We start from the raw sequence: 24,888 nt of genomic DNA, 5'->3' as shown, positions 1-24,888 counted from the left end.
ATTGCTAAGGAAGTATCGTTATTATAAGTTATAGGAATTTCGCTTTTAACTCTTTCGCACGAGCTAATTGTTGCTCGGTCGCTTTCGCAGTCATTGGTTCACGGCAGTAGCCTGCGTCCACGCCTTCTAGTTTTAATAACTCTTTAATCGTTAAGTATAAGCCGTTCGCTAAAATGCCTTCGATTAAATCATTTGTAACGTGTTGGATTTCTAAGGCTTCTTTCACTTTGCCTTGTTGAGCTAATTCAAAGATTTGGCGAGCACGCACACCGTTTACGTTGAAGGTTGAGCCGATTGCACCGTCCACGCCGAGTGAGGCTGCAGGTAACATCATTTCATCGAAACCAGCCCAGATTAAGTGGTTCGGGTAGGCTTTTTTCAAGCGTTCTAAGAGGTAGAAATCGCCAGCGGTGAATTTCACGCCTAATACTTTCGGATTTTTGTAAAGTTCGCCGAATTGCTCAATGCCCATATTCACGCCGGTTAAGAACGGAATAGAGTACACGATCATATTATTGCCGGTTTCTGCAATGATGGTGTCGTAGTAGTGTTTGATTTCCGGGAAGCTGAATTTGTAGTAGAACGGCGTAACCGCAGAAAGGCTGTCGTAGCCTAATTCGGTTGCATATTTACCAAGCTCTACCGCTTCTTTTAAGTTTACGCTACCCACTTGAGCGATTAACGCAATCTCATCTTTTGCTTCGTCTTTTGCGATGCGGAAGATCTCTTTTTTCTCTTCCGTTGAAAGCATAAAGTTTTCACCGCTTGAGCCGCCAACGTATAAGCCGTCCACTTTCATTTTGTCGATGTTGTGGCGGATAATTTGGCGTAAGCCTTTTTCGTTGATTGAACCGTCTTCGTTGAAAGAAACGAGTAACGCACTAAAAATACCTTTTAAATTTTTCATTTGAATCTCCGGAATGGGAATTTGTTAGAGAGTAAATCCTTGCTTGAGGCAGTTTTCTGCCCACCAAGCTGCACCAATTAAGCCGGCATCTTGTCCAGATTGTGCATTTTCCAACGCACATTGATACACCGTCGGCATTTCAGATAAGTAACGTTGAACCAGCGGCAAATACCCTTCCGCCAAGCCAACACTACCGCCTAATACCACTTTTTGAATGTCTAAGCTGATTTTGAGATCCGCAATCAGGTTGGCAATCGCTTTTGCAGATTTTTCCACTAATTCGACCGCTTGTGGGTTGCCTTGTCGGAAGCGTTCAAACACTTCTTTTGGCGAACAAGGGGAATCCCATTTGCTTGCCACCGCTTCAATCGCACGCCCCGCGGCAACCGCTTCCACACAACCTACTCGACCGCAACCGCACACTGGGCCATTCGGATCGGCTAATGTATGCCCAATATGCCCTGCAATGCCGTTCGGGCCAGTTTGCAGTTCACCGTTTAAAATAATGCCGCCACCGACACCGGTTGAAACGGTAATAAATACAAAGTTTTTGACCGCTTGTTGGTTTTCCACCAAGTATTCTGCACACACCGCCGCTTGCACATCGTTTAATAACCCAATTGGTTTATCGGTGTGGCGAGCAATGCTTGCTTTCAGCGGAAATTCCGCCAATCCACCCAAGTTTTTCGGGTTGAGAGCGGTGAGCACACCTTGGTTAATAATGCCGGTTGAAGCCACCGAAACAAAATCAAATTGCCCTTGGTAGCTCTGCATAATTTCTTTGATCACTTGGTGCAAACTCGCCGCTTGATCGGCTTGAGGTCTATCCGTTGGCGTTTGCACTTGGCGGCGTTGCTCAACCTGACTATGCTGAACAATCGCCGTGGCTATTTTTGTACCGCCAATATCAATGGCTAAACAACGCATAATGAACCTCTATTTTTGAGCCGATTTAATGGAATCCGCAAACCAGCTGACAATATGCTCCAAACGGGTTAATGCTGAACCGACAGTAACGTAATCCGCCCCGATTTCAATCGCCACTTTGGCAAGTTCAGGCGTGTTATAACGCCCTTCCGCCATGACATTACAACCAGCGGCTTTTAAATCTTTTACTAATTGATAATCCGGTTCGTCCGGCACTTTGCCTCCGGTATAGCCCGACATTGTGCTGCCGACAATATCAAAACCGAGCTGCTGGCAGTGCAAACCTTCTTCGATGTTTGAGCAATCCGCCATCGCTAAACAGCCTTTTTCGTGAATGCGTTTTACCGCATCTTCAATGCTAACAGGGCGTGTGCGGAACGTGCCGTCTACAGCAATAATATCCGCTCCAGCTTCGGCTAAAGCGTCAATATCTTCCAAGAAAGGGGTAATACGAACTGGAGAATCCGGTAAGTCACGCTTCACAATGCCGATAATCGGCACTTGAACGGCTGCACGAGCGGCTTTTAAGTTTTCTACACCTTCAATGCGAATCCCTTTCGCACCGCCAATGACAGACGCCGCCGCCATTGCAGCGACAATTTCAGGTTTGTCCATCGGGCCATCATCGACAGGTTGGCAAGAGGCAATTAAGCCGTTTTGGATTTGATCTAAAATAGAATCATGAGATAGTTTTGACATAATGCTTCCTTTTTTGATTTTAAAAGGTAATCAAAAGACTAGATTTATGAAGAAATACTCCAAATAATTATAAACCTATAAATTTTTACTACAAATAGAAAAATAGGAAAATGTGAGCTAGATCTCATTTTTTAGAAAAACTTTTGGGAGGGAAATAGAAAAGTAGAAATAAAAAAAGCTATTGAATTTTCAACAGCCTTAGAATTTGGCGGAAGTGAATGGGAGTCGAACCCACCCGAGAACGCTGGCGTCCTCAACAGGATTTGAAATCCTGCCACCTCACCGGAGATGACGCACTTCCGAATGTGTGGCAATATTCTACTTTATTTATTAGAATTGTTCAAAACTTTCGCCAAAGAAAATGATTATGCAACAACTATTCCGCCAACTTCCCTCAATTGATGCCTTACTGAAACAGCCACAAGCGGTCGAATTATGCCAAAAATTTACACTTTCTTCCGTTGTGGAACAAGCCCGAATTTTGCTTGAACAAGCTCGTAAACAGATTATTGAACATCAAGCCTTGCCTGACTTTATCGCTGATGAAAACGCTTTTTTTGCGATGTTGGGAGAAAAACTCCAAGCGTTGAGTGAGGTGAAAATCCGCACCGTGTTTAACCTTACCGGCACGGTGTTGCACACCAATTTGGGGCGTGGATTGTGGTCGGAAAAGGCGATTTCCGCCGCCACCAACGCAATGCGACATAATGTGGCGTTGGAGTTTGATATTGATGAGGGCAAACGCTCGCACCGAGATAATTACATTTCCGAACTCATCCAGCAATTAACCGGAGCGGAAGCGGCTTGCGTGGTGAATAACAATGCGGCAGCGGTGTTGTTGATGTTGGCGACTTTCGCTCAAGGTAAAGAGGTGATTGTTTCTCGTGGCGAGTTGGTGGAAATTGGCGGGGCGTTCCGCATTCCCGATATTATGGCTCAGGCGGGCTGTAAGTTGGTGGAAGTCGGCACCACCAACCGCACGCATTTGAAAGATTATCGCAATGCGATCACCGAAAATACCGCCTTTTTGATGAAAGTTCACACCAGCAATTACCACATTCAAGGCTTCACCAGCTCGGTGTCGGAAGAGGAATTGGTCGCTCTAGGAAAAGAGTATAATTTGCCGGTGGTTACCGATTTAGGCAGCGGCTCGCTCACTGATATGAAAGCCCTAAACCTACCTGCCGAGCCGATGGTGCAACAAAAAGTTGCTACAGGTGTGGATTTGGTCTCTTTCTCTGGCGACAAACTATTGGGCGGCCCGCAGGCCGGTATTATTGTGGGGAGCAAAGCGATGATAGAGCAGCTGCAACAGCACCCTTTGAAGCGTGTGCTACGTTGTGACAAAGTGATTTTATCCGCCCTTGAGGCCACGCTCCGTCACTATTTATTCCCAGAAAAATTAACGGACGAGCTGCCAACATTCCATTTACTCACCCAATCGCTCGACAGCTTACAACACAAGGCGGAACGCTTGAAAAACGCCCTAAGCAAGCGGTTAGATTCTTGCTATATTTTGCAAATTGAGCCAAGCCTTGCCCAAATCGGCAGCGGAGCGTTACCCTCTGAAACCTTGCCCTCGCTGGCAGTGACGATTTCCGCTGAAAAACAGAGCGATCTGCTCGCTCTCGAAAAACAGTTCAAAACCTACCCAAGCCCGATTATCGGACGCTTCGCTCAGCAAAAATTCTGGCTGGATTTAAGATCGGTGGCGGAGTTTGAAAAATTAATTGAAATGTTGAGGAGGTAATCAAATGGATCTTCACCACATTAGAGAAGATTACACAAAAAAGCACTTTCTATTAAAGATTGTCACTTAAGTCCAATTACACAATTTGAGCAATGGTTGAGTGAGGCAATCAACGCTAGAGTGAATGAACCGACCGCAATGAATATTGCTACTATTGCAAAGAATGGTCGCCCGAGTAGCCGAATGGTATTACTAAAAGAAGTTAATTCGCAGGGATTTGTATTTTTTACTAATTATCAGAGCCGAAAAGGTCTGGAGATTGCTGAAAATCCGTTTGGTAGTCTTACTTTCTTTTGGTCGGAACTACAACGACAAGTACGAGTGGAAGGGCGAATTGAGAAAATTCCAGAAGTTGAGTCCGATATCTATTTTGCTTCTCGTCCCTACACTAGCCGTTTAGGAGCTTGGGCAAGCGAGCAGAGCCAACCGATTGATAACTACAAAGTTTTATTATTGAAATCAGCTAAGTTTGCGTTGAAATTTCCGCTGGAAGTACCTCGCCCACCACATTGGGGTGGTTATATTTTAATGCCAGATTGCATTGAATTTTGGCAAGGAAGAAGTAGTCGCCTGCATGACCGCATTCAATATCGATTGATATCAGGGGAATGGGAAAAGGTGAGGCTATCACCATAATTATTGCAAAAGTATAGAGGCAAATACTATTTGCCTCTGTTCGTTTTTTATTAGATACCATCAAACAATGATTTATGATTAGAAGGGTTATTTATGATTATCTGCACCGCCGGTCATGTCGATCACGGCAAAACCTCGCTTTTACACGCCTTAACCGGCACGGATACCACTCATTTGCCCGAAGAGCAAAAACGAGGGCTGACCATTGATTTGGGCTATGCTTATTTACCGATTGAGAACGATATTTTAGGCTTTATTGATGTGCCGGGGCATCAGCGGTTTTTATCGAATATGTTGGCCGGCTTGGGCGGCATTAAACACGCTTTGTTGGTGATTTCTGCCGAAGAGGGCATTAAACCGCAAACCGAAGAGCATCTGGATATTCTCCGCTTGCTGAATTTTCAGCACATTATGGTGGTGATTACCAAAGCCGACCGTGTTGAAGCCGAGCAAATTTCTGCATTAATCGAAAAGGTGAAAACCACTTATCCGTTCTTGGCGGAGGCAAAAACCTTTGTGACCTCTGCTAAAACCTCGCAAGGTATTGAGGAGCTGAAAGCCCACTTAATTCAACTCAATCAGCAAAATCCGCAAATCAATAAACCGTTCCGTTATGCGATTGACCGTGTATTTAATGTAAAAGGGGCTGGCTTGGTGGTTACGGGAACAACGGTTTCAGGCAAGGTAGCGGTGGGCTCGGAGCTGTTTTTATCCAACGGCAAAAAAGTGCGAGTGAAAGCGATTCACGCTCAAAATTCGCCGTCTGAAATCGGTGTGGCAGGTCAGCGTTTGGCGTTGAATATTGCGAATGTGGAAAAAGAGGAGATTCAGCGTGGCGATTGGATCACCGAGCTTGAGCCGAAATTCGCCACCGACCGCATTACCGTTGCCCTCACTGCCAACCAAACCTTTAAAGAAAACTGCGTGGTGCATTTTTACCACTTCGCTTCGCACATTACCGGCAAACTCAATTTGCTTGAGGCAAAACAAGCGGTCAAAAATCAGCAATTTTTTGCAGAAGTGATTTTAGACGAGCCGCTGCACATTGCGGTGGGCGACAAAATCATTTTACGCAGCGGCGATGACAGCCAAACTTTAGCCGGGGCGGAAGTGTTGGAAATCCACTCGCCGAAACGTCATAAACGCACTGACGAGCGTTTGGCGTTGGTAAAAAATCTGGCAAAAACGACCGCTTGCAACGATTTTGCCGCTCGGGTCAAATGCGTTTTAGAGAATAAAGCGGCGGCGTTGGATTTCCTCTTATGGGCGGAACAATGTTTTGCCAACGATGTGGCGGCGTTGGATTTCGACACTTCTTCAAAATGGGTATTTAATGCGAGTTTTAAAACCGAAGCTCAGCAGCGTGTGATGGCGAAAATCGCCGAATATCATCAGCAACATCAAGACCAAATTGGGGTGACGAAAGCCCGCCTGTATCGCATTACGTTGTTAGATTTGCCGGAGCTGTTGGCGTATCAATTTATTGATGATTTGGTTGAGCAAAAACAGTTAACCAACAGCCGTGGCTGGCTACATTTACCCGAGCATCGCATTGAATTTACGGTGAGCGAATTGCAACTTTGGCAACAAATTCGACCGCTTTTCGAGGCAACTAACCAAGCCCTTTGGGTGCGTGATGTGGCAAGTTCGCTCTCGGTTGATGAAACCGAAATGCGGAATTTGCTCTACAAGGCTGGCAAGCTCGGCTATTTGATTCCGATTGTGAAAGACCGATTCTTGTTGAGTGAACAGATCGCTGAATTTGCGGTGTTGATTAAAGAATTTGTGGCGGAACACGGTAGTATTTCGGTGAACCAGCTGCGAGATCAACTCAATTATGGACGAAAACTCACGGTGCAGTTGATTGAATATTTCGACCGTTCGGGCTTTTTAAGACGCAAAGGCGATGTGCATTTACTGAGGGATAGGGAGACGTTTTAAATCCTTTCTTCGCTGTATTAGATGATAATGGTGGGCATATCTGCCCACCACTTCTTTCTATATAGATTTTATTAATAAGGCTTATAACCTTACTTCGTCAGCAATTTAGAATTTATAACTTGTGCTAAATACTACAGTTCTCCCTCTTGCATAATTATTGAGCGTATAAATAGGTTCATCACTGATATCAGAATTGTAAACCCTCTGACTTGCTGCATCATTATTGGCATCAAGAGGATCAATGTACTTTTTGTCAAAGGCATTTTGTAGTTCTAGCTTTAATATAAGCGACTTGATTGGTTCATAGCTCACGTAAAAATCAACAATCATAGGTTGTTTATTTACAGTTTCTTCGAGTCGGTGAGTTTCTTTTACAATGTATGTTCCAGGATAATAAGTGTAGTTAAACTCATCTATCGCAATACGTTTGCTTTTTCCGTAATATTTTACCATTCCACCAATTTGTAGTTTTTGATCAAGCCATCTTGTACCTAACTCCAATGAGCCATAGTCTCTTGGTAACGCTGAAATTTTGCTGGAACCAAAACCTTGAGTTTTAAAACCATAAGCAGAAGAGGCATCTACCCTTGAACTCGCATCTGTAAAGGATACGGGTTGATTCGTATTTTGACGGGCATAAGCTAAATTGGCATAGAAAGAACCTATATCATAACTAAATTCTAATTCTATCCCTTTGGTATTTACTGGTTTTTCATAGTTTTTGTGGAAAATGAATAAACCTGGGGCACTACCAACAGCGGTATGTTGTATATTATAAATATAGTTTTTTAAGTGAGTGTTATAAAATAGCACTTTAAATCCTAACTTATCTTTTTCACTGAATACCCCTTCTTTGAGTCCATTAATACCAAACTGAGTTGTTTTGGCCTGCTCCGGTTGTAGTGCGGTATTTACACCATAGTCACCTAAGTTAGAGAAGAATATCTCTTTAATATTAGGAGCTCGATGTGTTTGAGAATAACTAATAAAGGGTGTAAATAAATCGTGAATGTAAGCAGACAAGGTTGCTGAGTAATTAATTCGTTTATGTTTTCCTGTTGCTGTATGAGGAATATTGACATCAGGACAGTTAAACTCTCCCCATTCAGGATCATTAGGAAAATCCTCATCTGGAATATATGTACAATGTTTTTTTCGCAAGTTGTCTAATTGAGATTGTAAGGACTTTAAATGTTCAAACTGCCTGTTTCTATTTGCCTCCCTAATATTTGATTCCAATTCTTCAATCGTAAAAGGGAAATATTTAAAACGTTGACCAATAAACCGGGCGGTATTAATATTTGCGTTTATATCCAATCCCCATATACCATAGTTAAAGTGATTATCGAGATAAAAAGTATCGAACTTCTGTTCGCCATCGGGCTGAAAAGTTGAAGTATAAAGCGATTTACGAACGGCTGTCATTCCCACAGAATCATTGTTTTCATTAGTTTCGCCATTCTCTAAGTTATAGTTTAATTCTGCAGGATGCCTATTTTTACTATAGCGGTTCTTTAAACGATTAAAACCTAATGTAGCTTCCCATTCTCCATCTTTAAACGGAGACATTTTAAAGGTATTATTTAAATCTAAGGTTGTCGCTTTGTTGTTAATTGCCAAACCTTGAATTAAATATTTATTATTAACTCGGCTCCCTTTATTGTAGTTTTGTTTGCCTTGGTTTTCCGCATAGGCCACTTGAACATCTAACCAAGGTGATTCGGGCAAGTGAAAACGATAATTTAACTGGTTGTTTCGGTTTTTTAAATGCCTACCAGCTACCTGACTTTGGTAATCACGATAAGAAAGTGTGATGGTTTGGTATTTATCGCCATATTCCAATTTAGCCAGGCGGCTAATTGGTTTTTGTTTTAAATGAGCTGCATTAAATGGTGAGGTGGTAGAACTTTCTTTATCTAGATCATTAATTTTACTAAGGTCAATTGAACTATCCGTAACTTTTCGTCCTCCCCCTACTTTATAATCTTGAGAGATTTTGCGCCAACTATGCCCAAATAATGCTCCTATCCAAGCAGAGTCATTGAATTGGTATTTGCTAGCAAGCATACCCATATAATTTGGGCCTATTGCATTATTACCAAAAGTCATTTTAGACATAGCACCTACGGAATTTCCTTGTGTAACTAGATCATTGACACCGATGGTTTTAAAGTTTGCTGCTCCAAGTAATGCATTGGCACCACTACTACCACTGAAGGTTCCTCTCTCCACATTAACAGACATTAAAAAAGCAGGATCAATAAAAGCTCCAAATTGAGATGTGCCTCCTGATCGCCCTCCATCATCTGTCGAACTACCATAGAAAGTTTGGCTAATTCCATCAATAACAGTATTAGCTCGCCCAAACCCGGAACCTCCTCGAATATTAACAGAAACCACACCTTGAGATTTATCCATTTGTGTAAATGCACCAGGCATAGAGCGAACGATAGCCTCTAAGCTTTGGTTTGATTCCAATATTTTATCTCGGGTGCTTATTGCCCCTGTTTTAATGAAAACTTCATCTGTTTTTTTTATTGCTTGGGCTTTGACCTCAACCGTATCTAACATATAACCTTCCTCTGCTAATACTTTAGGTAAGGGGCAGAGTAGGGTTGTACAGGTCAGATGGAATACATATTTTTTGATTTTCATTTTTTCTTAATTTTCCTATAAAAAATGTAATTAAATTTGAATCGCCACTCTAAAAACACTAAAAAAAGTGTGCCTTTATGGCGCGGGCTGAGTATAGCAAAAAAAGGAAAAAAATGATAATTACTTGCATAATTGAATAAGATCTTGTGTTAGAAGAATGGCCAAATAGAAATATGCTCTAATCTAAATAGGAATATTATAAAAAATAATTTTACTAATTAAAAAATCTATGCTAAAAACTTGGAATTAAGAGGCAAATGCAATTCAAAGAAGTTTTGTATCTCTTGTTATGTTTGGGCAATGTTCATAAATACATTCCTTTTCTAATCCTGATAATGTAGGAGTTAAAAATGAAAAAATTAGTCAAACTTTCTTTCCTTGCAAGCCTTGTGATGGGAACAGCTTCAGTTCAAGCTGCTGAAACATTTGTAACTATCGGTACAGGTGGTCAAACCGGGGTTTATTATGTTGTGGGTCAATCAATCTGCCAATTAGTAAACCGTGATTCAGCGAAAACAGGTTTAAAATGTAATGCACCTTCAACCGGAGCTTCGGTTGCAAACCTAAACTCAATTGCAGCGAAAGAAATGGATATGGGTATTGCACAATCAGATTGGCAATATCACGCATATAATGGCTCAAGCTCATTTGAAGGTAAGAAAAACGATAAGATCCGTGCTATTTTCTCACTTCACCCTGAACCATTCACCGTAATGGCTCGTACTGATGCGAATATCAAATCTTTCGATGATTTAAAAGCAAAACGTGTAAACGTGGGTGATCCGGGTTCCGGCACTCGTGCAACAATGAATGTTATCTTAGCTGCAAAAGGTTGGACGGATAAAGATTTCAAAGTGGCTTCTGAGTTAAAACCGGCTGAAATGGCATCGGTAATGTGTGATAACAACTTAGATGCAATCACTTATAACGTAGGTCATCCGAACGGTGCGTTAAAAGAAGCAGCAGCATCTTGTGATGCAAAATTAGTACCGGTAACTGGTCCTGAAATAGATAAATTAGTGGCAGATCACTCATACTATGCAAAAGCAACTATTCCGGGCGGTTTATATAAAGGTTCTGATGAGCCAACAGAAACCTTCGGTGTGTATGCAACCTTAGTAACTTCTGCCGATGTTGATGCAGATAAAGTGTATAACGTAACTAAAGCGGTATTTGATAACTTCGACCGTTTCAAACGTTTACACCCTGCGTTTGAACATTTAAAACAAGAAGAGATGATCAAAAATGCACTTTCAGCACCATTACATGAAGGTGCAGCTCGTTACTATAAAGAGAAGGGTTGGATTAAATAATCTGATTTTATCTTAGGCTTCTACGTAATCAGCACGTTTTCTAGCGTGCTGGTTTTTTGCGTTTATAAGGCTGTTGATAATTTATCGATTTTTCCTTTTGATCTATAAGTTATCCATAGTATTTTGTTTAGCAAGCGGTGTTTTTTTCGAGAAAATTTGCAAATTTTTTATCAAATATGACCGCTTGTCTTTTTGAGGAATTATTATGTCGGTTGAATCTAAAGCTGATTATGATGACCTACAAGATATGGTCGCTTCAAACGATACAGGTGGTCGAACTCCGTCCGGTTTGGCGAAAAAAGCCATTGTGTATGTCGCTATTCTTTGGTCTATCTTCCAAATTTACTACGCTTCTCCATTGCCATTTGTTTTCCAAGAATGGCTTACCCAAGCAGGTATTAACTTGAATGTGGTGGTAGATGACACCAAAGCTCGTTCTATCCACTTAGCCTTTGCGATGTTCTTGGCTTTCCTGTCTTATCCTGCCTTTGCAACTTCGCCAAAACATCGTATTCCAAAGATTGATTGGGTGTTTGCGATAGTCGGAGCTTGCTTGGCGTTGTACTATATTTTCTTCTATGAAGGCTTGGTAAAACGCTTTGGTGCACCTAATACACAAGATATTATCGCAGGTTGCTTAGGGATTTTATTAGTGCTTGAAGCTACTCGTCGTAGCTTAGGCTTGCCGCTTGTTATTATTGCTATTGTGTTCCTGATTTATAACTTCTTCGGGCAATATTTTCCGGCTGATTGGATTGTAAGCCATCGCTCAGGTTCACTTTCCCAAATTATTAACCAACAATGGATTACCACCGAAGGTGTGTTTGGTGTTGCACTCGGTGTTTCAACGAAATATGTGTTCTTGTTTGTGTTGTTTGGTGCATTGTTAGACAAAGCTGGTGCAGGTAACTATTTCATTAAGACCGCTTTTGCTTATTTAGGGCATTTGCGTGGTGGTCCTGCAAAAGCGGCGGTAGTCTCTTCTGCATTAACAGGTTTAATTTCCGGTTCATCAATTGCGAATGTGGTAACTACAGGTACGTTCACTATTCCAATGATGAAACGTGTTGGTTTTACTAAAGAAAAAGCGGGTGCGGTGGAAGTGGCATCTTCCGTGAACGGACAGATTATGCCACCGGTAATGGGAGCAGCGGCATTTTTGATGATTGAATATGTGAATATGCCATATAGTCAATTGATTACGCACGCCTTCTTACCGGCATTGATTTCTTATATCGCATTGGTTTATATCGTGCATTTAGAAGCCTGTAAGATGAATTTACAAGGCTTACCAAGAGCTGAAGAACCAAGCCCGATTTTAGTTTTCTTGTTAAGAACTGTTGCTTCAATTTTAGTGATTGTTGGTCTGGCTATCGGGGTTTACTACGGTTTAGGTTGGATTCGTAATGTTGCTGAAAATTATGCCTTCATTATCGTTTGCGTATTCTTAGGCTTGTGGTATTTATTAGCTATTCGCCGTGTAGCAAACTACCCTGACTTAGAAGCGGACGATCCAAATTCAGAGATTGTCTCTCTACCAAAAAGAAAACCAACCGTAAATGCAGGCTTACATTACCTCATTCCTGTTGTTGTGTTGCTTTGGTGCTTAATGGTGGAAATGCTTTCGCCGGGTTTATCTGCGTTCTGGGGAACAATTACCTTAATTTTCATTCAATTAACCCAACGCCCGTTACTCAATTTCTTCCGTAAGGAGACGGTAACTAAAGAGATTATCAAGCAAGGTATTCGAGATGTGGTAGATAGCCTTGAGGCTGGCGGTCGTAATATGACGGGTATTGCCCTTGCAACTGCAACCGCAGGTATTATTGTGGGGGTTGTTGCATTAACAGGTTTCGGTGTGCAGCTCTCAAGTGTGATTGAGTTACTATCAATGGGCAACATTGTACTAATGTTGATTTTAGTTGCCATCTTCAGCTTGATTTTAGGTATGGGGCTGCCAACTACTGCAAACTACATTGTCGTATCATCATTAATGGCAACGGTTATTGTGGAAGTCGGTCGCCAAAACGGTTTAATTGTGCCATTGATTGCGGTGCATTTATTTGTGTTCTACTTCGGGATTATGGCAGACGTAACTCCACCTGTTGGCTTAGCTTCTTTCGCTGCAGCAGCAATTTCAGGTGGTAGCCCAATTAATACGGGTATGGTTGCGTTTAAATATAGCTTAAGAACAGCAATTTTACCGTTCTTATTTATCTTTAATACTGACTTATTGTTAATTGATTTACGTTATCCAGGACACGGTTGGGTAGTATTTATTACCGCAACTGTCGGGGTGCTCGCCTTTACCTCTGCAACAATGCAATATATTGTTACCAAAAACAAATGGTGGGAGACTTTATTGCTTGTAGTAGCTGCATTTGCATTGTTCCGTCCAGGTTTCTTTATGGATAGAATTTATCCGTCTGAACGTCATATTGAACCAGTGCATTTTGCAGAACAGTTACTTGAAAGCAAGGTTGGTCAGAATGTTACTTTAAAAGTAGAAGGCTTGAACCCGTACGGTAAAGAAATTGAGTTCTACGCTCAATTACCAGTACCAGAAGGTTCAACCGGCGAAGAGCGTTTGAAAAACTTAGGTTTAACGCTTATTCAAACTGATGAAAAAATCGAAGTTGATGGCGTAGAAACACCAAAAGTGGTGATTGATATGGTGGAGATTGATTCCCCAGCGGCTAAAGCAGGCTTAAACTGGGATCAAACTATTCACTATGTTGCAGTTCCACAAGATGCACCATCGAAAGATTGGATTTTCATTCCAGCCTTGTTAGTGGTGTTTGGCGTGGTGGCAAACCAACGTCGTCGTGTGAAAAAATCATAAGTAAATGGGAGGGCATTCCCTCCCTATAGGAATTATTATGTATAACAAAATACTTATTGCCATTGATTTAACTGATCTTAAAAGTGCGAAATATGTGGTAGATACTGCGTTAAAAATGACTGCAAATAATCCAAATGCAGTTTATCGTGTGGCTTCTATTATTGAACCTGTGGATAACAGTCTCATTTCAGCGTTTTTACCAAAAAACTTTGATAAAGAAGTTGTAGCAGAAGCTAATCAAAAACTGCACGAATTCACTAAGGCACATTTTCCTGAAGGTTCAAAAGTGCAACACATTGTTGCGTATGGCACAATTTACGAAGAAATTTGCCGTATTGCTGATGAGAAAGCGGTTGATTTAATCCTAATGCTTGCAAGTAGTAAGCCGGAAGCAAAAGGATTAAGCTCTAATACGGTAAAAGTTGCTCGTAATACAAACAAGCCAATTTTAGTTTTAAGATAATCTCGCATTCAGTTACAATAGTGCCATTCTGTCGAATGGCATTTTTATTTATGAAAAAACAATCTACAAAAGCACTTTCTTCTCGAGCAGTAAGTGCAACTATTATTTTACAAGTGTTAGATCAAGGGAAATCGCTCTCAACCCTTATTCCTGAAGCTCAAAAACAGCTTGACCCAAAAGATTTACCTTTGGTACAAGAAATCACTTTTGGGGTGTGCCGAGTGTTGCCTCGCCTTGAATCGATCATCAAATTATTGGTAGAAAAACCGCTTAAAGGCAAAACCCGTTTAGTACATTGCTTATTGCTGGTGGGTTTATATCAATTGCTTTATATGCGAGTACCTGCCCACGCAGCGGTTGATGAAGTAGTTAATGCAACCAAATCGCTAAAATTAGATAGTTTCCGAGCTTTAACCAATGGTGTACTTCGCCGTTTCTTGCGAGAGCAGGACGAAATTTTGGCAAAGGTGGATAAACATTGGCAAACGTTACACCCTGAATGGCTGGTGAACAAACTTAAAAAAGTCTATCCAAATTGGCGAGAAATTGTGGAGGCAAACAACCAACGTCCACCAATGTGGATTAGGGTCAATCAGCAACATATCAAAGCAAAAGACTATGCCGTATTACTTGGCGATGTAGTTGCAAAAAATTCAGCAAATCTGACCGCTTGTTCCCCTCATTGTGCCTTGCTATTAGATAAGCCGGTTAGCGTAAATCAACTACACAATTTCGAGCAAGGTTGGGCAACGGTGCAAGACGCTCACGCACAATGGTCGGCAGAATTGCTGGGAGCAGAAAATGGTGAAACTATTTTAGATGCCTGTGCTGCTCCGGGCGGAAAAACCACTCATATTTTAGAAAAAGCACCGAATGCAAAAGTTATCGCATTAGATATTGAAGAAAGCCGTTTAAACCGAGTGCGAGAAAATTTAGTCAGACTTCAGCAAAGTGCAACTGTGATTTGTGGTGATGCTTCAAAGCCTCAAGAATGGTTAGACGGTGATGTAATGTTCGACCGTATTTTATTAGATGCCCCTTGTTCCGCAACAGGGGTTATTCGTCGCCACCCTGATATTAAATGGTTACGCCAAGAAAATGATATTGCTGAATTGGCAGAACTTCAGGGCAAGATTCTCAATTCGTTGTGGAATAGGCTCAAACCTAATGGCATTTTGCTGTATTCAACTTGTTCCGTGCTACCTGAGGAAAATAGCGAACAAATTCAACGCTTTGTGCAAACAATGCCAAATGCAAAATTAGTGGAAATGGATTTTAATGGCGAAAAGATATTGGAAAAACAGTTTTTCCCTCAACACAATGGTGGCGATGGCTTCTTCTATGCAAAATTACAAAAAGTGGCAAGTTAGATGAAAATTATCATTTTAGGGGCGGGGCAAGCAGGTTCTACGCTCGCAGAAAATCTGGTGAGCGATGACAACGATATTGTTTTGGTCGATAACGATCCTGCTCGTTTAGATAAGCTAAAAGACAAGCACGATTTACAGGTAATTCGTGGCGAATTTGCCTCTCCGCAAACACTTCGAGATGCTGGGGCAAATGATGCAGATTTATTAGTCGCGGTAACGAGCAGCGATGAAGTGAATATGATTGCTTGCCAAATTGCCTACACGCTCTTTAACGTGCCAACTAAAATTGCTCGAATCCGAAATGCCGATTATGTGAGAGAAAAAGAGCGACTATTTAACGATGATGTACTACCTATCGACCATATTATCGCCCCTGAAATTTTGGTAAAAGAAGATATTTTACGCCTAATTCACTATCCAGGTGCATTGCAAATCACGCAGTTTGCTAATGAATTAGTGAGTATTGTAAACGTAAAAGCCTATTATGGCGGACCTTTGGTCGGCTATCCAATTTCAGCTTTGAAGGATCATCTTCCCCATATTGAAGTTCGCATTGTTGCCATTTTTCGCCAAGACAAAGCAATAGTCCCACAAGGCACAACTATTATTGAAGCGGGTGATGAGGTCTTTTTCATCTGTGCGACTCAACATATCCGAGCGGTAATGGGGGAATTACAACGCCTAGATAAACCGCATAAACGCATTATGATTGTAGGTGGGGGTAGTATCGGATCATCTTTAGCACGAGATTTGGAAAATCAATATCGAGTTAAAGTGATTGAACGTAATCCAAAATTAGCCGAAAAATTAGCCGAAAAACTCTCAAATACACTCGTTTTAACTGGTGATGCTTCTGATGAAGAATTATTGTTTGAAGAGCATATCGAAAATATCGACTTATTCCTTGCAGTAACGAGCGATGACGAAGCCAATATTATGTCAGCATTATTGGCAAAACGGCTCGGGGCAAAAAAAGTAATTATTTTAGTGCAGCGTCCTGCTTATTTGCATCTCATTCAAGGTGGAACCATTGATATTGCTATTTCCCCTCAACAAGCGACTATTTCAGCTCTTGCAAGCTATGTTAGAAAAGGCGATTTTTTGCAAGTATCCTCACTGAAGCTTGGTATTGCAGGGGCTGTTGAAATTATTGCCCATGGTGATGAAAGCTCCTCAAAAGTGGTGGGTAGACATATCCGTGAATTAAAACTCCCACAAGGAGCAATTGTCGGAGCTGTGGTGCGGGGTGAAGAGGTTATTATTGCTCACAAGTCCACGATCATTCAGGAAAATGACCGAGTGATTATTTTTGTGAATGATAAAAAGCAGATTGATGAAATTGAAAAACTATTCCAACTTAGTGTATTTTTCTTATAGAGAGAAAGAGCATTGTGGTGATACAATGCTCTTTTTGTTTGGTAAATTTTTAGTGAAATTTAACCGCTTGCAATAGATTAACGGAATGGTTGATCTAATGGTACTTCTGCATCCGGCTCACGGGTAATGCGGTTACGCAGATCACGGCGGATAACCTCAATTGTCCAGAACCAGAAAATATGGCCTACTAATTCTGAAATATGTTCGTATAATGGCCACTCAGCTACTGGTGGGGTTAAGCCTAATGCTGGGAAAGTGATGTAGTGTACGCAGATATTTGCGATTAAACCTGCACCGATACCTTGCCAGAATTTAATTTTCGGGAAAATTTCCGCCACGATGCAGTAGCCGATAGCAAACACTAACGAGAAAATCATATGGGTCACACCGATTGAGTTGAATGGGTGATCTGCAAAGGTAAAGGCAACTGTGTTATAAGGGTCGATGCCGACATAATCACGCAAGAACACTGCTGGTGGGTTTAAAAATGCACGTGAACATTCTTGTAATGCAATCGCTTTTGCAGCGGCTTGATCTGCAGCAGCATTCATTGCATCTAATACAGGTTGTGGGCAAGCTGAGGTGAATAAATCAATCGGGCTGCGTGGTGGGAATGGGTGTTCTGCACCCCATTTTACGAATGCAGAGATGATCCCTGCAATAATGCCGATAAAAGCCGCTAAACCATAACGGCGGCGATTTGGGTTTGTTTGTTGGAAAATACTCATAATGAAATCCTAATTTGAAAGAATTGTTGTGTTGCTCTATTTTATGAAACATCATTTCATAATAGCAAAGGTATTTTGAACCTAATTAATTCAAATAGCAAATTAAATAACATAAAAGAGTTAATTCTAAATAATAGATTAACATTTATGTAACGATTTATTATCTTTCTTCTCAATTTACTTACAAAAAAACCTCCTTCTGAGGAGCGAATGAGGTTTTGCACTTATCTTAATGTTTAAATGTTATCATCAAATTGCAGGTAAACTACCTGAGTTTGGAGGTATTCTTCTAAGCCGTGTTTGCCGTCTGCACCGCCGATACCTGATTTGCGCCAGCCAGCGTGGTAGCCTTGCATTGCCTCGAAGTTTTCACGGTTCACATAGGTTTCGCCGAATTTTAGACGAGAAGTAACTTTCATTGCTTTATTGATATTTTGGGTGTAAACCGATGAGGTTAAGCCGTATTCGCAGTCGTTCGCTAAACTGATCGCTTCATCAATGGTTTCAAAAGTTGCAACAGGAATTACCGGCCCAAAAATTTCGTGACGCATAATGTCCATTGTGTTGTCTACGTTTTCGATAATTGTCGGCTCGAAATAGTAACCCGTGCCTTCAATAGCTTTACCGCCAAGCACTAATTTACCGCCTTGGTGGATAGCGTGGCTCACCATTTCTTGCACTTTGTGTAAGCCTTTTTCGTTGACCATCGGCCCCATATCAATATCATCACGCTCTAACGGGTTGCCGTATTTCACCGCTTTCATACGCTCAACGAGTTTTTGTACGAATTGATCTTTGATGGAGCTATGCACGTAAATACGCTCCGCACAGTTACATACTTGCCCTGAGTTAATGACACGAGAGTTCACTACCGCCGTCGCTGCAAGGTCTAAGTCTGCATCGTCTAAGACGATAGCCGGTGCTTTACCACCTAACTCTAGGTTCACTTTAATGATGTTTTTGCTTGCCGCTTCCATCACTTTTTGACCGGCAAATTGGCTACCAGTGAACGACACCATACCCACTTTTTCATTGCCTGAAAGTTCCGGACCAACTTCGTTACCGTAACCGGTCACTACGTTAAATACGCCTTTCGGTAAGCCGATTTTGTGCACGATTTCAGAGAATAAAATCGCATTGTTTGGTGCATCTTCACTCGGTTTGATAACAATGGTGTTACCTGTTACCAATGCCGGAGCCGCTTTACGAGCGATTAAGAAGAATGGGAAGTTCCAAGGTAAGATACCGGTGGTAACACCGATGGCTTTTTTGTAGAGGAAAATATGCTCGTTCGGGCGGTCGCTTTGGATAATTTCGCCTTCGTAACGGCGTGCCCACTCCGCCATATAGTCCAAATAGTCGGCAGTAAAATGCACTTCAACGGTAGCAAGTGATAAGGTTTTGCCCATCTCTTCAGAAATAGTGCGAGCGATTTCATCTGCACGCTCACGAATGCCCACCGCAATTTTGCGTAAATATTTACCACGCTCAACCGCCGGCAAACGCTCCCACGCCTCTTGAGCCGCTTCTGCTGCATCAATCGCAATTTTAGCATCCGCTTCGCCACCACGAGGTACTTCAGAAACAGCCTGCTCAGTGGCCGGGTTGTAAACCGCTAATGTGCGGCCATCTAACGCCGGGACAAATTCACCGTTAATATACATTTGATACTGTTTTACCATAGGTTTCTCCTTGTTATTATCCACTGTGGAAAATTCATTATTATCATTGGCTAAGCAGTTAAAATTTGCAAACAAATTGTTGTTTTCTTGTTAATGTTGATACATAAATGTGAATAAGATCACATTCCTCACGTTGAAAATCATAAAGAAAATGCCCGATTTTTCCGTAAATATGGAAAAATCGGGCATTTTCTCGGTAATATCTGATATGTGATGTTGGTGATAAGCCCCAAAAAAACAAGCGGTCGGTTTCTTGCAAATTTTTGCAAAAAGATGACCGCTTGAGGTTCAAGGAGAATTGAAATTAGAATGCGGTTTTATATACTTCTAATAACTCTTCCGGTGTGCAATCACGAGGGTTGCCGCCGGTGCAGACGTCGTTAAACGCATCCACAGACAATGCAACCAAATCTTCTTCTTTCACGCCGATTTGGTGGAGTTTCGGCGGAATGCCGACATCTTGTGAGAGCTGTTGCACCGCTTGGATTGCCGCATTGCGGTACTCTTCTTGAGTCATCTCATCAACGCCTTTCACACCCATTGCACGGGCAATTTCACGGTATTTTTCGCCGGTGTAGTTTTTGTTGAACTCCATCACATACGGCAGCAGCACGGCGTTGGCAATACCGTGTGGGGTGTCGTAGTAAGCAGAAAGTGGGTGAGCCATACTATGCACCACGCCTAGGCCCACATTCGAGAAGCCCATTCCCGCAACATATTGACCGAGTGCCATTCCTTCAATATCTTTTGGATTTTTCTCTACCGCACCACGTAGTGAGCGACTGATTAATTCAATCGCTTTGAGGTGTAGGGCGTCGGTTAATTCCCAAGCGGCTTTGGTGATATAGCCTTCAATAGCGTGGGTTAATGCGTCCATGCCGGTTGCGGCAGCAAGGCTTTTCGGCATTGACTCCATCATATCAGGGTCAACCACGGCAACGGCTGGCACATCGTGGACGTCCACGCAAACGAATTTACGTTTTTTCTCTTCGTCTGTGATAACGTAGTTGATGGTCACTTCCGCCGCCGTACCTGCAGTGGTTGGCACGGCGATAATTGGCACGCATTTTTGGTGGGTTGGGGCAACACCTTCGAGCGATAATACATCACTAAATTCCGGGTTGTTGATGATGATCCCAATCGCTTTGGCACTATCAATCGGCGAGCCGCCACCGATAGCGATTAAATAATCTGCTCCTGAGGCTTTAAATTTTTCTACCCCTGCTTTAATGACATCAACCGCAGGGTTAGCTTTTACTTCATCAAAAATCTCATAAGGTAAGCCTTCTGCATCAAGTAGCGAGGTGACTTTTTGTGCCACGTTGAATTTGATGAGATCTTTGTCGGTTACCACAAGGGCTTTGTTGAAACTGCGACTTTTCACTTCGTGAACAATGTGTTGAATTGCTCCTTTACCGTGATAGCTGGTTTCATTGAGAATAAGACGATTAGCCATAGTTATTTTCCTCTTAATTTAAAAAAATGAATTTAGTTCTATCAACCTTGCAAGCGGTCATTTTTCATAATTTTTTTGCAAAAAAGCGGGCTATTTTGCCCGCTTATGTTTGTTTATTTTAATAATACTTTCCAGCAACGATAGCCGTAGATTGCAATTGCTACAAAGCAGATAAGTGGAAGAATGAATGAGAAATTAACCGCTGGCATTCCAGCTACTGTACCTTGGTCGATAATCCAACCTTGTAGAGGTGGCATTAATGCACCGCCAACAATCGCCATGACTAAACCTGCTGCACCTAATGTAGATTCTCCGCCTTGACCGTCTAATGCAATACCGTAAATAGTTGGGAACATGAGAGACATAAAGCCAGAGGTTAATACTAAGCAGTATAATCCGCCCATACCATCAATGAAGATTACGCCAAGAATGCTGAAGAAACCACCTACTGCGAAAAGGAATAGCATTAATTCAGCTTTTAAGTATTTCATTAATGCGGTACTAATAAAGCGACTACTGATGAATAATGCCATTGCCGCAATGTTCCAGTTTTGTGCTTCCGATTTAGTTAGACCAATACGTTCTGCATATTGAATGATGAACGTCCAGCACATAATTTGTACACCCACGTAGAATACTTGTGCAATAACACCTTCACGATAACGAGCATTGGCAATTAAGCGATTGAAAGATTCTTTAGCAGAAATACGGTTTGCTGATTCTACTTTTGTTGCTGGCATTTTGTATAACGCAATGATGATAAATACTGCAACAACCACTAAACCAATTACAACGTACGGGTTACGAATCATTGTTAAATCGTGTGTTTTAACAATAGCTTTCTCTGCAGCAGATAAAGAGTTGAATAGTAAGTTACCTGCGGCATCACGTTTTTCGGATTCTAAGTTTGTTAATACGATTTGTGATGCAACAAACATACCTGTGATAGAGCCTAGCGGATTAAAGGATTGAGCTAAGTTTAAGCGGCGTGTTGCAGTAGCTGGATCTCCCATTGAAAGAATGTATGGGTTTGCTGTCGTTTCTAAGAATGCTAAACCAAAAGTTAAAATGTAAAGCGACCAAAGAAAAAACGAGAACTGCTCATACATTGCGGCAGGAATAAATAAGAACGCCCCGATAGCATAGAGTGCTAAGCCTAATAACACTCCTGCTTTATAATTATAACGGCTGGCAAAAAGTGCTGCAGGAATTGCCATTGTGCCGTAACCCCCATAGAAAGCGAACTGAACGAGAGCTGCCTCAGAGGCGGGAATTTCCATCACAGTTTGGAACACCGCTACCATAGGGTTGGTAATATCATTTGCAAAACCCCAAAGAGCAAATAATGTGGTAATTAAAATAAATGGCACTACAAATTTTTTCTCAAGAACTTTAGCTGTCATAGGACATTCCTTCTATTGATGTGATTTAGTTATTATTTTTCTTCCACCCAAGAACCGTAGGATTTAAACTTCTCTAATACAACATCCATCTGTTCTTTATTTAATGTTGGAATTGGTTTACCCGTCGCAAGGAGTTTTAAGTACCACTCTGCAATCACTTCTACCTCATGCGCTATACCTAATGCTTTATCTAGGCTTTTATCTGCGGTAATTAACCCATGGTGGGCAAGTAAAATTGCTTTACTGCCTTTAATCCCTTCACGTACATATTCAGAAAGTTGGTGAGTCCCAAATGGCGCATAAGGTACGCACGGAATATGATCTGTGCCGGTACATGCAATCATATAGTGGATAGCAGGAATCGCCTCCCCTAGAATTGACACTGCTGCACAGTTTTTTGCGTGGTTGTGAACTACTGCATTTAATTCAGGACGGGCCTCATATACAGCTAAATGGAACTGCCACTCACTTGACGGCAGTTTGCCCTCTTCGTGTTTACCATTACTATCTACGAATACGATGGAATCTTCCGTCATCTCCTCATAAGGTGTGCCGGTTGGGGTAATAAGCATACCGTCTTTATAACGCACACTTACATTACCTGCTGTGCCTTGGTTTAAACCGAGACGGGTCATTTCTAAACAAGTATCAATAATTTGTCTTGCAAGAGCCTGTCTTTCCATTTTTGAACTCCTTTTAATATTGTATTTGTAAAAATTCTGATTTCTTAACCGCTTGTACTTAAACAGGCGTAACCCCTTTTTTAATGATAATGTTGCCGTATTTTGCTAATTCGCCAGTAATGACGACCGCATAAGCGGTTTTCGCTCTATCGTAGAAAGCAAAGCGTTCTACACGCTCTACTTTCGGAACAGTACCGTTGACTTTAGCAATGGCGGCAAGATAGCGTTCTTCTACACTTGGATCTAAGCTGTCACCCAGTACGGCTTGCATCATTGCTAGTGGAGCTTCAACATATTGGTCAAATTCAAATAGGGCAGAAATGCCTTCTAATAAGGTGGCAACGCTTAAGCCATCTGCACGGATTACTTTTTGATGAATAGAGTGTGCAGGAAAATGAGCATCTGAAAGCACTAATTCGTCTCCATGCCCCATTTCGGCTAAGGTTTTTAATAATTCCGGTGAAATTGCCGGATGGATACCTTTTAACATTTTTAACTCCTCTTTATATTTCCTCTCCCTTAGAGGGAGTTAGAGGGAGAAGAAAAAGCTTTATTTATAAAACTCACTATTGGCGGATGGATCAACCCGTTTCACATTTGGCTTCATCGCCTGTTGTGCTGCATTCGGGCTGTCAAACACGCCAGCTCCGGCAAAGGTAAACATGGCTGCACCTAGCACGGTACTTTCTGGGAAATCCACCACATCAATCGGGCGGTTTAAAACATCTGCTCGGATTTGGTTCCATAACGCATTTTTGGAGCCACCACCCACGCAAATTAAACTTTCCGCATTAAAGTTGCCGACTTTTTGTAATACGTTCAGTCCGTCTTTTAGGCGGTGAGCCATGTATTCCAAACCTGCTCGGTAAATTTCGCCACGCGAGGTATGCATGGATAAGCCAACAATAGAACCTGTTTGGTTGGTTGTGCCGTCAAAATTACCGACTAATTTCACACCATTTGCACCTGCAGGAACCTCTACGGCTTCTTTGATCATCGTTAAGTAGTAGTTATCTGTTGTTGCGACATCAGAGAAGAATAGTTTGCCGAACCATTCCATTACCCCTGAAGCCACCCATTGCACGCCTGGGTTGAAGTAACCCGCTTGGCTGTCAAATTCAATGGTTAAGCCGTTTTGCACGAATTGCCATTCCGGTTTCGCTTGTGGTGTACGCACCATTAAGATTTCCCAAGTACCGGAGCTTAAGACTGGTTGGTTATAACCAGCACCTGATCCGAAAATCGCAAATTGGGTGTCGTGTCCGCAAGAAATTACCGGAATTTGACCGCTTAAACCGAGCTCGTGGGAAATGTCTCCTTTTAATGTTCCCACAACCTCCCCGGCACTTTTCATTGGTGGGAAATGGTTTTCAGTTAAGCCAAGTAGGTCTAACACTTCTTTATCCCAAGAGTCATTTTCAATATTTGTCATCATTGAGGTACCTGCCATTGTGCGGTCGGTGCTTTGCATGCCGGTTAAACGGTAGGTCAAAATGGACGAAATAAATAAGAAGCTCTCAGCTTGTTGGTAAATTTCAGGTTTGTTCTCTTTTAACCATAATAGTTTGAACAGCGTATTGAAGCTGTAATGCCCCACGCCGTTGCGGCGATATAAGGCTTCCACATCAATATGGTTGGCGAGATTTTCCATAATTGGCAAGGTTCTCGGGCATTTCCACGAGATAATCGGGTAAAGCTGCTTGCCGTTTTTGTCAAACAATGCACCGTCCACGCCAAAGGTGGTGACCGAAATCCCAACAATCTCTTGTCGTTGTTGTGCTGAAAGCTGGGAAAGCGTCTGCTTGGCACAGGTCATTAGTTTTGACCAAATTTCTTCAATATCCCAAATGTGAAATTCAGGATTTTCCGCATCAGGTTGCGTGTTATTCGGTAAGTGATGTGCCGCCACAATTTGACCTGTTTGGTTGATTGCAATAGTACGAAGGTTTGTAGCACCACAGTCAAAAATAAGGGCAATAGACATAGGTTTTCCCCTTGTTATTTCCTTGTAGGGACGCACTGCGTGCGTCCGTATCGTTTTAGGTTTGATCAAGCG

At 41.9% G+C, this 24,888-nt stretch carries 18 protein-coding genes, 1 tRNA gene and 1 pseudogene; 8 read left to right on the top strand and 12 right to left on the bottom strand.

From position 1 onward, the window contains the following. Positions 1 to 28 precede the first annotated feature (28 nt). From nanA to A6B40_RS06280, 4 genes are all read right to left on the bottom strand, one after another. Positions 29 to 907 carry an N-acetylneuraminate lyase gene (gene nanA / locus A6B40_RS06295; RefSeq protein WP_176671871.1) on the bottom strand — a complete coding sequence of 293 codons (879 nt, stop codon included), beginning with the start codon at positions 905 to 907 and terminating at the stop codon, positions 29 to 31. Positions 908 to 931: 24 nt separating this feature from the next. Continuing rightward, on the bottom strand, positions 932 to 1,834 hold the full coding sequence (locus A6B40_RS06290) for an N-acetylmannosamine kinase (RefSeq protein WP_176671870.1): 903 nt from the start codon (positions 1,832 to 1,834) through the stop codon (positions 932 to 934). A gap of 9 nt (positions 1,835 to 1,843) precedes the next feature. Continuing rightward, on the bottom strand, positions 1,844 to 2,533 hold the full coding sequence (locus tag A6B40_RS06285) for an N-acetylmannosamine-6-phosphate 2-epimerase (RefSeq protein ID WP_176671869.1): 690 nt from the start codon (positions 2,531 to 2,533) through the stop codon (positions 1,844 to 1,846). Positions 2,534 to 2,739: 206 nt separating this feature from the next. Beyond that, positions 2,740 to 2,834 (bottom strand) — tRNA-Sec (locus tag A6B40_RS06280). A gap of 66 nt (positions 2,835 to 2,900) precedes the next feature. On the opposite strand from A6B40_RS06280, the gene selA reads away from it, so the two are divergent. The 3 genes and pseudogenes from selA (at position 2,901) to selB (ending at position 6,860) form a co-directional block, all read left to right on the top strand. Further along, complete coding sequence (selA, locus tag A6B40_RS06275; protein ID WP_176671868.1) at positions 2,901 to 4,283, top strand: L-seryl-tRNA(Sec) selenium transferase; 1,383 nt, start codon at positions 2,901 to 2,903, stop codon at positions 4,281 to 4,283. Positions 4,284 to 4,287: 4 nt separating this feature from the next. Then, positions 4,288 to 4,919: pseudogene (gene pdxH / locus A6B40_RS06270) on the top strand (pyridoxamine 5'-phosphate oxidase). 93 nt (positions 4,920 to 5,012) lie between these two features. Beyond that, positions 5,013 to 6,860, top strand: a complete 1,848-nt coding sequence (gene selB, locus A6B40_RS06265) for a selenocysteine-specific translation elongation factor (RefSeq protein ID WP_176671867.1) — start codon at positions 5,013 to 5,015, stop codon at positions 6,858 to 6,860. Between the two features lie 105 nt (positions 6,861 to 6,965). On the opposite strand, the gene A6B40_RS06260 is transcribed toward selB, so the two are convergent. Continuing rightward, entirely contained in the window at positions 6,966 to 9,515 is a 2,550-nt protein-coding gene (locus A6B40_RS06260) for a TonB-dependent receptor plug domain-containing protein (RefSeq protein WP_236966861.1), read from the bottom strand. Positions 9,516 to 9,865: 350 nt separating this feature from the next. Here A6B40_RS06260 and A6B40_RS06255 point away from each other — a divergent pair, with 350 nt between their 5' ends. The 5 genes from A6B40_RS06255 (at position 9,866) to trkA (ending at position 16,880) form a co-directional block, all read left to right on the top strand. Continuing rightward, a complete protein-coding gene (locus A6B40_RS06255) occupies positions 9,866 to 10,828 on the top strand; it encodes a TAXI family TRAP transporter solute-binding subunit (protein ID WP_176671865.1) in 963 nt (320 codons plus the stop codon). A 205-nt stretch (positions 10,829 to 11,033) separates the two neighbouring features. Next, positions 11,034 to 13,670: a TRAP transporter permease gene (locus tag A6B40_RS06250; RefSeq protein ID WP_176671864.1), complete on the top strand. Its 2,637-nt coding sequence runs from the start codon at positions 11,034 to 11,036 to the stop codon at positions 13,668 to 13,670. Between the two features lie 37 nt (positions 13,671 to 13,707). Beyond that, positions 13,708 to 14,133, top strand: a complete 426-nt coding sequence (locus tag A6B40_RS06245; RefSeq protein WP_176671863.1) for a universal stress protein — start codon at positions 13,708 to 13,710, stop codon at positions 14,131 to 14,133. A gap of 35 nt (positions 14,134 to 14,168) precedes the next feature. After that, positions 14,169 to 15,503: a 16S rRNA (cytosine(967)-C(5))-methyltransferase RsmB gene (gene rsmB / locus A6B40_RS06240; protein WP_418887708.1), complete on the top strand. Its 1,335-nt coding sequence runs from the start codon at positions 14,169 to 14,171 to the stop codon at positions 15,501 to 15,503. Continuing rightward, on the top strand, positions 15,504 to 16,880 hold the full coding sequence (trkA, locus tag A6B40_RS06235; RefSeq protein ID WP_025248392.1) for a Trk system potassium transporter TrkA: 1,377 nt from the start codon (positions 15,504 to 15,506) through the stop codon (positions 16,878 to 16,880). It begins immediately after the preceding gene. 77 nt (positions 16,881 to 16,957) lie between these two features. Here trkA and A6B40_RS06230 read toward each other — a convergent pair whose 3' ends face one another. The 7 genes from A6B40_RS06230 to fucK all read right to left on the bottom strand — a co-directional run bounded on the left by A6B40_RS06230 (position 16,958) and on the right by fucK (position 24,816). Beyond that, on the bottom strand, positions 16,958 to 17,608 hold the full coding sequence (locus A6B40_RS06230) for a YagU family protein (RefSeq protein ID WP_025248391.1): 651 nt from the start codon (positions 17,606 to 17,608) through the stop codon (positions 16,958 to 16,960). Between the two features lie 236 nt (positions 17,609 to 17,844). Further along, positions 17,845 to 19,290 carry an aldehyde dehydrogenase gene (gene aldA / locus A6B40_RS06225; RefSeq protein ID WP_176671861.1) on the bottom strand — a complete coding sequence of 482 codons (1,446 nt, stop codon included), beginning with the start codon at positions 19,288 to 19,290 and terminating at the stop codon, positions 17,845 to 17,847. Positions 19,291 to 19,594: 304 nt separating this feature from the next. Further along, positions 19,595 to 20,746 carry a lactaldehyde reductase gene (fucO, locus tag A6B40_RS06220; RefSeq protein WP_176671860.1) on the bottom strand — a complete coding sequence of 384 codons (1,152 nt, stop codon included), beginning with the start codon at positions 20,744 to 20,746 and terminating at the stop codon, positions 19,595 to 19,597. 113 nt (positions 20,747 to 20,859) lie between these two features. Further along, the gene (fucP, locus tag A6B40_RS06215; RefSeq protein ID WP_176671859.1) at positions 20,860 to 22,149 is read right to left on the bottom strand and encodes an L-fucose:H+ symporter permease; all 1,290 of its coding nucleotides are present in this window, start codon (positions 22,147 to 22,149) and stop codon (positions 20,860 to 20,862) included. 32 nt (positions 22,150 to 22,181) lie between these two features. Further along, positions 22,182 to 22,832, bottom strand: a complete 651-nt coding sequence (locus A6B40_RS06210) for an L-fuculose-phosphate aldolase (protein WP_025218266.1) — start codon at positions 22,830 to 22,832, stop codon at positions 22,182 to 22,184. 58 nt (positions 22,833 to 22,890) lie between these two features. Beyond that, the gene (gene fucU, locus A6B40_RS06205; RefSeq protein WP_112110272.1) at positions 22,891 to 23,322 is read right to left on the bottom strand and encodes an L-fucose mutarotase; all 432 of its coding nucleotides are present in this window, start codon (positions 23,320 to 23,322) and stop codon (positions 22,891 to 22,893) included. Between the two features lie 60 nt (positions 23,323 to 23,382). Beyond that, positions 23,383 to 24,816, bottom strand: coding sequence for an L-fuculokinase (fucK, locus tag A6B40_RS06200; protein WP_176671858.1), 1,434 nt, complete (start codon positions 24,814 to 24,816; stop codon positions 23,383 to 23,385). Positions 24,817 to 24,888: the final 72 nt, after the last annotated feature.

Source organism: Mannheimia varigena, assembly GCF_013377235.1.
Lineage (GTDB): Bacteria > Pseudomonadota > Gammaproteobacteria > Enterobacterales > Pasteurellaceae > Mannheimia > Mannheimia varigena.
This window is presented reverse-complemented; position numbering and strand designations above follow the sequence as displayed.

What these genes read in the sequence shown, in the direction of transcription:
- nanA (WP_176671871.1), bottom strand. Translation starts at nt 907, where the DNA reads ATGAAAAATTTAAAAGGTATTTTTAGTGCGTTACTCGTTTCTTTCAAC.
- A6B40_RS06290 (WP_176671870.1), bottom strand. Translation starts at nt 1,834, where the DNA reads ATGCGTTGTTTAGCCATTGATATTGGCGGTACAAAAATAGCCACGGCG.
- A6B40_RS06285 (WP_176671869.1), bottom strand. Translation starts at nt 2,533, where the DNA reads ATGTCAAAACTATCTCATGATTCTATTTTAGATCAAATCCAAAACGGC.
- selA (WP_176671868.1), top strand. Translation starts at nt 2,901, where the DNA reads ATGCAACAACTATTCCGCCAACTTCCCTCAATTGATGCCTTACTGAAA.
- selB (WP_176671867.1), top strand. Translation starts at nt 5,013, where the DNA reads ATGATTATCTGCACCGCCGGTCATGTCGATCACGGCAAAACCTCGCTT.
- A6B40_RS06260 (WP_236966861.1), bottom strand. Translation starts at nt 9,515, where the DNA reads ATGAAAATCAAAAAATATGTATTCCATCTGACCTGTACAACCCTACTC.
- A6B40_RS06255 (WP_176671865.1), top strand. Translation starts at nt 9,866, where the DNA reads ATGAAAAAATTAGTCAAACTTTCTTTCCTTGCAAGCCTTGTGATGGGA.
- A6B40_RS06250 (WP_176671864.1), top strand. Translation starts at nt 11,034, where the DNA reads ATGTCGGTTGAATCTAAAGCTGATTATGATGACCTACAAGATATGGTC.
- A6B40_RS06245 (WP_176671863.1), top strand. Translation starts at nt 13,708, where the DNA reads ATGTATAACAAAATACTTATTGCCATTGATTTAACTGATCTTAAAAGT.
- rsmB (WP_418887708.1), top strand. Translation starts at nt 14,169, where the DNA reads ATGGCATTTTTATTTATGAAAAAACAATCTACAAAAGCACTTTCTTCT.
- trkA (WP_025248392.1), top strand. Translation starts at nt 15,504, where the DNA reads ATGAAAATTATCATTTTAGGGGCGGGGCAAGCAGGTTCTACGCTCGCA.
- A6B40_RS06230 (WP_025248391.1), bottom strand. Translation starts at nt 17,608, where the DNA reads ATGAGTATTTTCCAACAAACAAACCCAAATCGCCGCCGTTATGGTTTA.
- aldA (WP_176671861.1), bottom strand. Translation starts at nt 19,290, where the DNA reads ATGGTAAAACAGTATCAAATGTATATTAACGGTGAATTTGTCCCGGCG.
- fucO (WP_176671860.1), bottom strand. Translation starts at nt 20,746, where the DNA reads ATGGCTAATCGTCTTATTCTCAATGAAACCAGCTATCACGGTAAAGGA.
- fucP (WP_176671859.1), bottom strand. Translation starts at nt 22,149, where the DNA reads ATGACAGCTAAAGTTCTTGAGAAAAAATTTGTAGTGCCATTTATTTTA.
- A6B40_RS06210 (WP_025218266.1), bottom strand. Translation starts at nt 22,832, where the DNA reads ATGGAAAGACAGGCTCTTGCAAGACAAATTATTGATACTTGTTTAGAA.
- fucU (WP_112110272.1), bottom strand. Translation starts at nt 23,322, where the DNA reads ATGTTAAAAGGTATCCATCCGGCAATTTCACCGGAATTATTAAAAACC.
- fucK (WP_176671858.1), bottom strand. Translation starts at nt 24,816, where the DNA reads ATGTCTATTGCCCTTATTTTTGACTGTGGTGCTACAAACCTTCGTACT.